General features: G+C 48.2%; 9 protein-coding genes. 3 read left to right on the top strand and 6 right to left on the bottom strand.

Features of this window, described 5'->3' with window-relative positions:
* Both ctaE and ACIDITHRIX25_RS000000100000 read right to left on the bottom strand, forming a co-directional pair.
* Nucleotides 1-600, bottom strand: a complete 600-nt coding sequence (gene ctaE / locus ACIDITHRIX25_RS000000100005; protein WP_052604885.1) for an aa3-type cytochrome oxidase subunit III — start codon at nt 598-600, stop codon at nt 1-3.
* 218 nt (nt 601-818) lie between these two features.
* On the bottom strand, nt 819-3,011 hold the full coding sequence (locus tag ACIDITHRIX25_RS000000100000; protein WP_201731884.1) for a HelD family protein: 2,193 nt from the start codon (nt 3,009-3,011) through the stop codon (nt 819-821).
* Nucleotides 3,012-3,437: 426 nt separating this feature from the next.
* Here ACIDITHRIX25_RS000000100000 and hemE point away from each other — a divergent pair, with 426 nt between their 5' ends.
* Together hemE and hemG are read left to right on the top strand one after the other, a co-directional pair.
* A complete protein-coding gene (gene hemE, locus ACIDITHRIX25_RS99995; protein WP_249685805.1) occupies nt 3,438-4,547 on the top strand; it encodes a uroporphyrinogen decarboxylase in 1,110 nt (369 codons plus the stop codon).
* On the top strand, nt 4,544-5,989 hold the full coding sequence (gene hemG / locus ACIDITHRIX25_RS99990) for a protoporphyrinogen oxidase (RefSeq protein WP_201731883.1): 1,446 nt from the start codon (nt 4,544-4,546) through the stop codon (nt 5,987-5,989). The genes hemE and hemG overlap by 4 nt, the downstream gene beginning before the upstream one ends.
* Nucleotides 5,990-6,031: 42 nt before the next feature.
* Here hemG and disA read toward each other — a convergent pair whose 3' ends face one another.
* From disA to ACIDITHRIX25_RS99970, 4 genes are all read right to left on the bottom strand, one after another.
* Nucleotides 6,032-7,126 carry a DNA integrity scanning diadenylate cyclase DisA gene (gene disA / locus ACIDITHRIX25_RS99985; RefSeq protein ID WP_201731882.1) on the bottom strand — a complete coding sequence of 365 codons (1,095 nt, stop codon included), beginning with the start codon at nt 7,124-7,126 and terminating at the stop codon, nt 6,032-6,034.
* Between the two features lie 11 nt (nt 7,127-7,137).
* Nucleotides 7,138-7,884 (bottom strand): magnesium chelatase domain-containing protein, encoded by a 747-nt coding sequence (locus ACIDITHRIX25_RS99980; protein WP_201731881.1) that lies wholly within the window; start codon nt 7,882-7,884, stop codon nt 7,138-7,140.
* Between the two features lie 32 nt (nt 7,885-7,916).
* Complete coding sequence (locus tag ACIDITHRIX25_RS99975) at nt 7,917-8,504, bottom strand: ATPase domain-containing protein (protein WP_201731880.1); 588 nt, start codon at nt 8,502-8,504, stop codon at nt 7,917-7,919.
* A gap of 254 nt (nt 8,505-8,758) precedes the next feature.
* The gene (locus ACIDITHRIX25_RS99970; protein ID WP_052604880.1) at nt 8,759-11,260 is read right to left on the bottom strand and encodes an ATP-dependent Clp protease ATP-binding subunit; all 2,502 of its coding nucleotides are present in this window, start codon (nt 11,258-11,260) and stop codon (nt 8,759-8,761) included.
* Between the two features lie 534 nt (nt 11,261-11,794).
* Between ACIDITHRIX25_RS99970 and ACIDITHRIX25_RS99965 the strand changes: the two genes are divergently transcribed.
* Nucleotides 11,795-12,769 carry a polyprenyl synthetase family protein gene (locus ACIDITHRIX25_RS99965; RefSeq protein WP_052604879.1) on the top strand — a complete coding sequence of 325 codons (975 nt, stop codon included), beginning with the start codon at nt 11,795-11,797 and terminating at the stop codon, nt 12,767-12,769.
* The last annotated feature ends 53 nt before the right edge of the window (nt 12,770-12,822 follow it).

The following is a 12,822-nucleotide window of genomic DNA, read 5'->3' as shown; positions in this document are numbered from 1 at the left end:
CTAATGAGTCAAGAAAAGCACGGCATATAGAGCAATCCATACGATGTCTACAAAGTGCCAATAGTAACTGAGCGACTGGATAACAGGCAGAGCGCCTGGATCGTCTGTTCGACCAGCCAATCTGCCAATCAAAAAGATCATTGCCACTAGACCTAGAATGACGTGGAGACCATGAAGGCCGGTCATCACGAAAAACAAAGATCCAAAGGAGTTCGTGGATGCGCTAAAGGCAACGTGCGTCCACTCAACAACTTGGTTGGCCACGAATGAACCGCCCATGGTGATCGTCAATACGATCCACCAAATAGCGGACTTTCTGCGACCATGCTCGGCCTCAAATACAGCCTTTTGCATCGTCACCGAAGACATAACCAAAATTATTGTAAAGATACCCGACTGAATGACATCCAATTTGATGCCACCAGGAGGCCATGGTCCCGTTGCGTTGGAGCGCAAGGTGAAATATGCAGCGAACAGACCCGAAAAGAACATCAATTCTGACGACAACCATACCATCGTGCCAATTCCAAGCATCGATGGACGATTAAAGCGAATTGGTTCGCTTTCAGCGCCACTGCGCGTAGCGATAGTTTGAGACATATACCCCATTCTTACCCGTAAAATACGTTCAAACTGACCTAGACGGCCACAGTCACCCCTAAAGCTGACATCTTGTTCAGTATTGCAGAATCTAGACTAACCCGAAAGTCAGGATCTCTGTTCTATAAAATAAAATCGTACTAAATCAATCAAACCTCTTTATGCCTATCAAATCTTACAAATAATTTCATATCGACCTGATCAGAGCAGCCTTTCAGTTAACTTCCAATAATCTTCCATTCCAACAATTTCGATCTCTCGTATTCGCCATAGATAATCGTTAACCTCTTGGTGGCACGAGTTATCGCTGTAAAGAGGGCGGCTTCCGCCGATGCCTCATCTTTGACCAAACAAGTGGGCTCAACTATCACGACACAATCGAATTCAAGACCTTTGGCATAATCGAGTTCCCTAATCTCAATTAAAGCTGACTCTTGGTGATCTTGCATCCATAGAGCTCTGCAATTTTCCAAATCTTCATATAGCTCAAAATTGGAGGGAACCACTACTCCAACTAGTCCACTACCAATCTCAGTGGCGGCAGCTTCAACCCAAGGCCAGATCGATTCACTTTCAACTTTGCCAGATATCTCTATGATCTTGGGCTCAACACCTGTAGAGCGAATCGACACCGTGGGCGCGAGACCCATGGAAGTTGGATCAAAGAGGCGATAGGCGAGGTCCGAGATCTCGATGGGAGTGCGATAGTTTATACTGAGCTCGTTATAGTTCCACTTTGAAATTGCGCCGCACAGCGGCGCTACTATCAAATTCCAATCCCGTTGACCATAGATTGATGTCGTCTGAGATAGATCACCTACCAAAGTAATAGAAGAGCTAATTGATCGACGCGCAAGAACGCGCGCCTCCATGTATGAAAGTTCCTGCGCCTCGTCGACGACTATATGGCCATAACGATTGACCTCAGACTGATGGCCCTTTCGTTTCAAAACTGGACCCAGATGCACATAAGCTTCGTCCGCCAGGGCAAGATCAAACCTCGAGAAGTAGCCTCTTTTGTGAGAAGAGGTCAAGACCTCAACCTCTTTCTCGTTTAGGACTCCTCTTGATGCCAAACGGGTCAATGCAGGGTGAGCAAAAAGGTCGTTCACCAATTCAAGCGAGGTCAGACGCGGCCAAATTCGGGTAACGATTCTAATAAATTCCGACTCAGATTTTATGGATCCTACGACCTCTGCTATCACGGCCTCGTCGTCTTCTTCGGGATCGACTGCCTCAATAATCAGGTCTTGATGCTCCTGGTCGTATGCTTGAGATTCTTCGTTAAACTTTGCTAGTTCATCTCTTTGAAACCTTGTTGTAAGCTCTATATAGATCTTGGCCAGCTGACGGGAGAGTACTGCCTCGACAATCTTTGCCCTCTCGTTGTGGCTTCCCGTTCTCCTTCTGGCCTGGCGTATAGCCTTCATCGACATCTCTCTGGTAACCCAAAGCTGAACCGAACCAAGATAAAAAGATAGATCCTTAGAGAGCGGGCGCTCTCGATCTAAAACTGCTTTAGAAATTACCGAAACCATCCTTTGGTCCGATTTAATCAGGGCCTCTTGATCGTTTGCCCGACGAAGCTCCACATTCAAGTCAATAAGATTCGCGATCGTTGTAATCTCTACACCAGTTTCACCAAGCGAAGGCAAGACGCGCTCGATATAACGCGCAAATGTGGCATTTGGAGCTACTACGAGAACCCCCTGATTTTCAAGCCTCGCGCGATAGGTATACAAAAGATAGGCTGCACGGTGCAGTGCGACTGCCGTCTTTCCAGTACCTGGGCCACCCTGAACGACAAGAACTCCAGGAAGTGGGGCACGAATAATCTCATCCTGCTCAGCCTGGATCGTAGCAACGATATCTCCCATTTGGCCAGTTCGAACACGGTCCATGGCGCTAAAGAGCGCACCTGCCCCCGAAAGTTCCACCCCTTGGCCACCAGAACTATCAAGATCACCTAGAAGTTCATCTTCTATCGCGATCAGCTCTCGATCCTTAATTTCAAAGTGGCGCCTTAGGGAAATACCCATAGGATTTCGAGCAGTTGCTCTATAAAAAGGTTCCGCGACCGGCGCCCGCCAATCGATTACCAAGGGCTCCATGTCAGAATCAGCGACAGCGACTCGCCCAAGATAAAAACTTTCAGATGGGCCAATGATATCTTTATCCCTGTCAATCCGGCCAAAGCACAGCGCCAAGATGCCAAATTCTAGATGTTCTAGGCGATCGAGTGTCGCTCGTACGACCATGTCTCGCTCCGTACGAGCCTGATGGGTTCCACCGCGCTCTTGCTCAAAAGCATCCGAAAGAGTGCTATTGAGGCCGGCACGGATCTCGTCCAAACGCTCATAGGCCCTTTTTATGTAGTCTCGCTCACGTGCGAGATCGGGATGAGTATTCAAACGAATTGATCCTCTCATGGGTCTTAAAGCCAAAACTCAAGCTGCAACCGATTTTCAAATAAATGCCCCGCGCTAAAAGAGGAGAGATGACCTCTTTGAAACCCCTTCAACAACACCGTCATAATTGCGCCATTAAAGGCTAGTTGAGCATTTAAAGTATCAGTCACTGACTTCTAGATGGCAAGGCCAGGCCGATAAGAGCAACTACAGGAATAGGCAAACAAAATGTCATGGATCATTTATCACTTGTTGGGCCTTGCCATCTAGAATATTGAAGATGGTTCTAAATGGCCAGGATCTCTTCGAAGATAGATAATTTAAAGACGTAGAAATCGAAGGCGCTCTTCAAAACTTTCTGATGGCACTCGCTCTCTAGAGGGTGTTTTGAATTTCGACCACCAATTTCCCATAAAAGGCAAGATACAGATGGATTCAACCAGCCAAATGGCTGACTTTAGCGAGTCAAACTTTATTCAGGCACTTAGCCTTGGCAAAACAGAAAAAACTCCCGTATGGTTCATGCGTCAAGCAGGACGTTCCCTACCTGAGTATCGAGCAATTCGGGGAGTAGGTTCGATCTTAGATGCAGTCGCAAACCCATCGCTCGCCGCCGAGATCACCATGCAACCGGTAAAAAGATACGGGGTAGACGCAGCAATATTGTATTCGGACATTATCGTTCCGGTCCATGCCTGCGGATTCGGTATCGATATTATTCCAGGTACCGGTCCAACTACCGATCGACCTTTTGAAGGCGAATCAGATCTAAAGCGCCTAGCCAATTTTGATGCCAAAACCGATACCGGGTATGTCCTTTCGACGATTGAGATTCTAAAAAAAGAGCTTGAAGTCCCGCTAATCGGCTTCGCCGGAGGTCCATTTACTGTAGCCAGTTACCTTATCGAGGGAAAGCCAAGTCGAAATTTCATAAAGACAAAGCAGATGATGTACACCCAACCAAAGCTCTTTGAATCACTCCTTTGGCGTTTGACAGAGATTACCGTGGACTTTCTCAGCGCCCAAGCTCAATCCGGAGTAAATGCAATTCAGCTCTTTGACTCTTGGGTGGGCGCCCTCTCTCCTAGAGAGTATCGTCGATTTATTACCCCCTGTGCCTCAGAGATATTCTCATCACTCTCAAAGTTCAACATTCCCATGATTTCATTTGGAACCAATACCTCTGAACTGCTCGGACTCTTCGTAGAGGCTGGGGCAAGTGCAGTTGGCCTCGACTCTAATACCGAAATTACAACTGCAACCAAACGCCTCGGCGACAAGGTGGCGATTCAAGGTAACCTCGATCCAGTAGTCTGTCTGACTTCAGTCGATAATATTATCTCACAGGCACGCCAAGTGCTTATGGATTCAGCGTTCGCACCTGGATATGTCTTCAACCTTGGCCATGGTGTGCTTCCAGAAACAGACCCCACAAAACTTGTTGAACTTGTGGAGTTTCTCCATCAAAACGGAGAAGAGATTCGAAAAAACGAAAGGGCTAGCGCAACTTTAGCCAACAGGGAGGAACACATCAAGTGAACTACCTTGTAGTTGGCGCCGGAATCACCGGCATAGCAGCATCGATAGAGCTAATCTCTTTGGGAGTCGACCCTACCAAAATTACCCTAATAGAGGCTCAAGATCGCTGTGGTGGAAAGATCCGATCAAAGATGATCGCGGGCATTTCCATCGACGTTGGCCCCGATTCTTTCCTCACCCGAAGCCAGGCCGGAATCGACCTCGCCAAGAAACTTAATATCCTCGATCAAGTCGTTCGACCCAGCACTTTCTCAGCAACCATCTTCGCCAAAGGGCGTCTTCATGATGTGCCCTCGGGCATCATGTTGGGTGTTCCAGTCGATATCAGGGCCTTTCTGGGTAGCGCATCGATGCTCAGCTTAAAAGGTCGACTTCGCGCAGGGTTGGACTTTGTACTCCCTAAGACAAAGATCGGTGATGACGCCACAATATCTCATCTAATCCGTGCTCGCTTTGGCCACGAAGTTGACGAACTATTGGTCGACCCCATGGTGGGTGGGATCAACGCCGGCTCCACCAAGTATTTGGGACTCGCCTCAGTAGCGCCTGCATTTTTAAAGTCTTATAACAGCCAAAGTGGACGTTCGCTAGCAAAATCGCTAATAAAGATCGCACCGCCTAAACCTTCGGCCGATGGGACAAAGAGTGAGATACCCTTCGCATCATTTGGAGGCGGCCTTGAAACTTTAGTTCAAGGAGGTGTCGCCCATCTTCTCAAAGAGGGAGCGACCATAATGACGTCTACTCAAGCTATAGCTCTGGCTAGCGATGGCATTAAATTTCACGTTAGAACCAAATCAACGGCAATTGCAACCGAGAACGACTCAGAGATAGCACAAGAGTTGAGCGCCGATGCTCTAATCCTTGCGCTGCCAGCCCCTCAAGCCACCACACTTCTTGGTGGAGTATCTCAAGCGGTCGCAGAACTAATTGGGAGAATCGACTACTCACAAGTGGGAATCGTCCTATTGGCCTACAAGAAGGGAAGCTTCAAAGCCCCTCTCAAAGGAAGTGGCGTCCTAGTTCCCAAGATAAACAATAGGCTCATCACAGCAATCACATTTGCAAGTCGAAAGTGGAGCCACCTCGATAATTCAGGCCTTGAGATACTAAAGGTCTCGATTGGACGCCACCGAGATACTAGGTTCGAATCGATGAGCGACGAAGATCTCACTAGAGCTGTCAGCCAAGAAGTTGGGGAGGTCTTAGGTGCCACAGTTGCACCGATAGAATCGGTCGTCTTTAGGTGGAAGGATGCACTTGCGCAATATCGTCCTTTTCACTCCCAGCTAGTCGCCTCAGCGAGAGAAGAGCTTTCCAAGGTCGGAGCTATCGAAATTTGTGGAGCTGCATACGACGGCGTCGGTCTTCCGTCTTGCATTGAGTCAGGCCAAAAAGCAGCACAACGCCTTCATGCAACGGTCGGGGCCAATAACCTCTAGCTCCCTGAAAGTAAATCGCTAATGGACTTTATTACTAAATTACTAATGGACTTTGGGGTCCTCGCCAGCAAAGATGTCGACCACAGCTCTAGCCCAGATCTGACTAACTCCTGGTATCTCTACCAAATCTTCAACCGAGGCTTCAGCAAGACTTCTCCCGGCGGGAAAGCCATCTAAAATGGCATATCGAACCGAAACGGGTAGCTCTTGGGCTTTTGCCATAACTCTCATTCCTCGTCCCGAGACCTGGCTCTCTTCGAGCCTGTGGTCGCGACGATCGAAGTTACCCCAGACCTTTGCGCACAGCGATATCCCAAGAAGGCCTTTGGCTACCTTTTCAAGAATCAAGAGATCGTCGGTCTCCATTGATCCCAAAAACTCTATTACCGCATCGGCCTCAGTAATAGAACAAGCACCCATATAGTCTTCGATAACCGCCCGATAGTTAAGCTCAAAACCACTTGAAAGTTCATTGAGTTGGAGCGAGACTAAGCGCCCATCGACACCAAGCTCGACGAGGGATGTCTCAATCTCCTCTGCAATCCGTCGAACCATCTCGTACCTTTGTAAGACAAGGACCACATCTCGAAAATGAACTTGGTTGGTATATTCCGATTGATCCAGTCGTGCCAATACCTCATCTAGGCGTTGTCCATAGCGTTCCAAGGTTGCTAGTGCTTGATTCGATTTCGAGAGCAGAGCCCCTATTGAGGCCAGAGAATGGCGCTTATCACCACGATATGCTGTTATTACCGACTGCTCCTCTGAGACGGATAATACCGGGATTGAAAGGCTTCTAGCGACTCTTTCAGCTGTGCGGTGGCGCGTTCCTGTCTCAGAGGTTACAACCTTTGGATCCGGCATCAAATGGACATTGGCCCGAGCGATACGGCGCGCATCCCCCGATAAAATTATGGCTCCGTCCATCTTGGCAAGCTCATAGAGACGCTGAGGGGAATACTCGGTGTCTAAGAGAAATCCGCCCGTACAAATCGAAAGAACGTCAGCGCTATCTCCAACGACGACCAAAGCTCCCATGCGGGCTTGCAGAATTCTATCCAAACCATCACGAAGAGGAGCACCTGGCGATACAAGCGCCAGCGTAGATGATATTTCGGGCCCCGTCTTAGAAAACATGTACAAGTATTCTAATGGTTTGTGGAGCTTTTATTCTTGATTAGAGAGAGCGACGCTAAGGCTTCATTCAGGGTTGTTACAGATCTTGCCCCACGGCTCGCCTCAGCGAGTCTCGGCACTATCGATCGATCAAAGCCGTGGCGCTGTAGTTCTGTAATACGCTCGGCGTCGCCGCTCACCCGCCGAACTTCACCCGTCAACCCCAATTCACCCAATACTCCAACATTTTGGGGTAGTGCAAGACCTAAAACTCCCGAAACAATGGCAGTTGCTATGCCAAGGTCCAATCCGGGATCGTCCGAGACAACGCCTCCGGTAAGTGAAACAAAGATATCGAACTTGTCGAGACGAATCTTTGCGAAATGTTCAATCAAACCTACTATCACCTGGCATCGTTGGCCACTGAGACCCAGAAAAGCTCGCTTTGGGATCTCACGCGAATTGAGGACAACTAAGGCTTGGATTTCAACCAACCTCACCCTAAGACCATCTCGAATGGCACTAATCACAGAACCGCTAGCACCCTCTAGTCTGTCTTGAAGCTGTGCTACTGAAGGATCAGGCTCATCCACAAGGCCCTGGTTGACCATCTTGAAATAACCGACCTCAGAGACGCGACCAAAGCGATTCTTCACGCAACGAATCGAGCGATCTTGCCCACTTCTCTCACCTTCAAGGACGAAAACGGCATCTACCAGATGCTCAAGCAACTTAGGACCTGCTATCGAGCCATCCTTTGTTACGTGGCCAAGAATCAAAACACATATCCCATTCGCCTTGGCAAGCTCATTTAGGGTTGTCGCACAGTGGCGGACCTGATTACCGAACCAACCATTCCTGTATTCTCGCCGTCGTAAATAGCTTGTATGGAGTCCACTATGAGCAGATCGTAGTTAGCGACTACCCCTAAAATCTCCTGTAGCTCTACGGCATGCAAAAAGTCAACTGCCCCTGAATCAAGGCCCATGCGGCTCGCACGACCTGCCACTTGAGCGCCAGACTCTTCACCGCTTACATAAAGTACTCGAAAATTAGCATTACCAATTGAATTGGCAACCACTAGGGCCAAAGTCGACTTACCGATTCCTGGTTCGCCACCGATTAAGGTCGTCGAACCCATGACAATTCCACCAGAGAGCGCTCGATCAAATTCACTCAGTCCGCTAGAGATCCGAACACTCGGACCATTTGCAACCTGGGAAAGAACACTCGGAGCAACCGAAACTCTTTTGTCGGCTCCACTTATGTTATTTGGCCGCACTATGGGTGCTATGGTATTCCATCCCCCACAGACCCCGCACTGTCCAAGCCAAGTCGCATATCCTGATCCGCAATCGCCACATGCATACTTGGGAGAGTTTTTCGAATTAGCTTTCATTGCCTTAGACGCTATCAGCTTGTTGTAACCCAATGGCCAAAACCAATGCGACCTTTCACTCTCAAGAAGTTACAAAAGAGATCTTAAAGAAAGCTTCCCCTCTCACAGATGTGAGAGGGGAAGCAATCTAAACATATTGAAAACCTGACAAAAATTTAGATCCTAATTCATCTTTTGGTCTCAAAGATTTATCTGAAGATCCATGCAAACTATAAAGATGCCAATTTCAGCGGTTCCTAAATAATACCTATGATCTATTGCTGTTCTTGTCCAGAACCAGTTTCAGCTAGCTCGATCTCTGGCGGTTGTAGACCCTCAACTCTCCTAAAGACCAACTCATCACCTTCGACATCCACAACTGCAGTATCGCCGGCGTTGAACTCCTTCCAAAGGAGCTTCTCAGATAGCGGATCTTCGATCAACCTCTGGAGCGCTCTTCGCAACGGTCTGGCACCAAGTGCTGGATCGTAACCCTTCTTTCCCACATATTCCTTCGCGCTAAGGGTAAGGACCAATCCAATTCCCATCGCCTCAAGCTGCGACTGAACACGCATGATCATTAGATCAACGATCTCTGTAACTTCTTCTTGTGTCAGCTCGTGGAAGACGATCACGTCGTCAATACGGTTCAAAAACTCAGGCTTGAAGTGAGCCTTGAGAGCATCGTTCACTCGACGCTTCATCATCTCATAGGTCACATCGTCACTTGATTTAGAAAAACCGACGCTGGACTTGCGCAGATCGCCAGTTCCAAGGTTCGAAGTCATAATCAAAACGGTATTTTTGAAGTCAACTGTTCGCCCTTGCGAATCGGTAAGACGACCATCCTCTAAGATCTGCAAAAGAGCATTGAAGACATCAGGGTGAGCCTTTTCTACCTCATCGAAGAGGACGACGGAGAACGGCTTTCGTCTGACAGCTTCCGTCAATTGACCACCCTCGTCATAACCGACATATCCTGGAGGCGAACCAACCAACCTAGAAACTGTGTGCTTTTCCATATACTCGCTCATATCGAGTTGAATCAAAGCATCTTGATCACCAAAGAGAAAGTCAGCTAAGGTCTTAGCCAGCTCCGTCTTTCCAACGCCTGTCGGCCCTAAAAAGATAAAGGAACCGCTCGGTCGCTTAGGATCCTTCAATCCTGCTCTAGTTCTGCGAATCGCCTTAGAAAGTGCCTTTATGGCCTCATTTTGGCCTATAACCCTCTTGTGCAACTCGTCTTCCATACGCAAAAGCTTGGCTGTCTCAGCTTCAGTTAGCTTGTAGACCGGAATCCCTGTCCAATTGGAAAGAACTTCAGCTATTACATCCTCATCGACAATGTCAAAGAGATCTTGACCGGAGGCTTTCCATTCAAGCTCTAGCGCAGTCTTTGCCTCTTGGCGTTCCTTTTCACGAAGGGCAATCCTCTTGGCGTCATCAAATGCTTGACGCTCGATTGCTGCCTCCTTGTCACGCTTTAGACCATTTATCTCGTCCTCGATAATCTTTAGCTCAGGTGGCATCGACATACGACGAATTCGCAGGCGGCTCCCGGCTTCATCGATTAGATCGATAGCCTTATCAGGAAGGAAACGATCAGCAATATAACGATCCGCCAAATTTGCAGCTGCTACTATCGCTTGATCGGTGATAGTGACATTGTGATGGGATTCATAGCGATTTCTCAAACCTTTCAAGATCTCAATGGTGTGCTCAAGGGCTGGTTCTCCCACCTTTATGGGCTGAAAACGTCGCTCTAGGGCAGCATCTTTCTCAAGATGCTTACGATACTCATCTAGGGTTGTAGCACCTATCGTCTGCAACTCACCACGCGCAAGCATAGGCTTGAGAATCGAAGCGGCATCTATAGCCCCCTCTGCAGCACCAGCACCTACCAAGGTATGAAGTTCGTCGATAAAGAGAATGATGTCCTTGCGGGTCTTAATCTCTTTTAGAACCTTCTTCAGACGCTCTTCAAAGTCACCACGATATCTGCTACCTGCTACCAATGAACCAAGATCCAAAGTGTAAAGCTGCTTGCCTCTAAGAGTGTCTGGGACGTCGTTAGCCACTATCTTTTGGGCAAGACCCTCTACTATGGCAGTCTTTCCGACCCCAGGCTCTCCGATTAGAACTGGGTTATTTTTTGTACGTCGCGATAAGACCTGCATTACACGTTCGATCTCTTTATCGCGACCCACTACAGGGTCCAACTCCTTATCGCGAGCCATTTGCGTCAAGTTTCGGCCAAATTGATCTAGAACTGGGGATCCCGTTGAATTTTCGCCCTGAGAGGTCTGTCCGCCCACGCTAGCTCCAGCGGTCTCTCGATTCTGATAACCAGAGAGGATCTGTATGACCTGTTGTCTAACACGCGAGAGATCGGCTCCAAGGGAGGTTAGAACCTGAGCGGCTACACCTTCGCCCTCTCGAACCAATCCCAGAAGCATGTGCTCGGTGCCAATGTAATTATGGCCGAGTTGAAGTGCCTCACGAAGTGAAAGCTCGAGAACCTTCTTGGCCCTCGGGGTAAAAGGCGGAGAACCGGCTGCTGGGCCGGCTGCTGGGCCGATAAGCTCCTCGACTTTAAATCTAACAGCATCCAAAGATATCCCAAGGGACTCGAGTGCCTTTGCGGCCACTCCTTCGCCCTCGTGGATTAAGCCCAGTAGGATGTGCTCAGTTCCAATGAAGTTGTGATTGAGAAGGCGAGCTTCTTCTTGTGCAAGCACTAAAACTCGTCTAGCTCTATCTGTGAATCTTTCAAACAAGACTTTGCCTCCCCGCTAGGGCTGATAGAACACTATCAATTGTAATTTCGATTTCGCTAAAACCCATATCAGACCTGTTCATTAACTATTCGTAAGTATTGAAACACTCACTTGGCTGTTTTCTTTCCCTATCGAGGAGATCTTTTCAATCAAAACCTCGATCTGACTCAAAAGGGTTAAAAATGCCAAACAAATTACCAAATTAGATCCTCTATGAATCAACAATAACGCACTATTCGCACCGGGCACCTACAGCTTTGCCATCGCCGAGAACCACCTTCTACCTAAGTATCGAACTTTTATCGACCTAGAGTAGAGCTCAGTTAACAATCAACTAACATTTTGCTGTGAAAGTTGACACACCTTTTGCTAGATAATCCATTTCAACGAGAAGTATTACCCCGATCTCGTCACTAAAACAATGGACTAAATGCTTTTTTTTCGCGCACGTTACTACTTTATGGTTAACTTCACATAGCCTAGAATACAGTGCATTTACTCTACGACATACCTATAGAAGGCTATCCCGCTCAAATGGATCGAATCGAAGCTTTACTAGCTCGATCTGTCGCATCTGATGATCCTCGCCTATCCGAAGTAGCCACCCATCTAATAAACGCTGGTGGCAAAAGAATACGACCTACCCTTGCGATGGCATCCGCGATCGCTGGCGGTTGTGAACTTAATGAATCGATACTCTTAGCCGGAGTGGCGGTTGAACTAGTACACTTGGCATCGCTCTACCATGACGACGTCATGGACGAAGCAACCACCCGTCGCAATGTAACCAGCGTAAATGCAAAGTGGGGAAACCTCATAGCAATCGTAGCTGGCGACTTCCTTCTAGCAAGAGCAGCTGGCATCGCAGCTCGACTTAGCCAATCGATAGCAGAACTCCTTGCAGACACCTTAGCTCGACTATGTGAGGGCCAAATCCTCGAAGTTAACTCGGCCTTTGAAACCAATCGGACCCAACAGGAATATTTCTCAGCTATCTCGGGGAAAACCGCCTCTTTGATGGCAACGTCTTGCAAGATCGGTGCGTTAGCTGCCGGGTTGGAGGACGATGTCGCTAAAAAACTCGATCGAGTCGGATATCTCTTTGGAATGGTATACCAGATAAGAGATGATGTATTGGACATTATAGGCTCTGACGACCAACTCGGAAAAGCCCCTGGCCAAGATCTACTTGAAGGAATCTACACACTTCCAACAATAATTGCCCTAGAAAACGCAGGCGAATCCTCAAAATTGCGACGGCTACTAGATTCCAACCGCCAAGGTGCCTTTGGTTTAGGTGAACTCTCCCTTGCGCGACGCGAAATTCTAATATCTGGGGCGCTAGAACAAAGCGTCGAGATCGCACGGACATATTGCGACGAAGCGGCCGAGATAGGACTCTCTCTCAATAACCCAGTTTCGCGATACTTGGGCGATCTCTCCCCAAATCTCCTAGATGGAATCGACGCTCTCATCAGCGCAAAACTTACAGCTGAGCTTGCTAGCTAAGACTAACCAAATCTAGTCAAATAAATGAATTGGTAACGGCCATTTGATCGATC

The organism is Acidithrix sp. C25, from assembly GCF_904848545.2.
This window is presented reverse-complemented; position numbering and strand designations above follow the sequence as displayed.

Excerpts from the sequence above, each read along its gene's own strand:
- hemE (WP_249685805.1), top strand. The coding sequence starts at position 3,438 with ATGGATTCAACCAGCCAAATGGCTGACTTTAGCGAGTCAAACTTTATT.
- ctaE (WP_052604885.1), bottom strand. The coding sequence starts at position 600 with ATGTCTCAAACTATCGCTACGCGCAGTGGCGCTGAAAGCGAACCAATT.
- disA (WP_201731882.1), bottom strand. The coding sequence starts at position 7,126 with ATGTTTTCTAAGACGGGGCCCGAAATATCATCTACGCTGGCGCTTGTA.
- ACIDITHRIX25_RS99965 (WP_052604879.1), top strand. The coding sequence starts at position 11,795 with ATGGATCGAATCGAAGCTTTACTAGCTCGATCTGTCGCATCTGATGAT.
- ACIDITHRIX25_RS99975 (WP_201731880.1), bottom strand. The coding sequence starts at position 8,504 with ATGAAAGCTAATTCGAAAAACTCTCCCAAGTATGCATGTGGCGATTGC.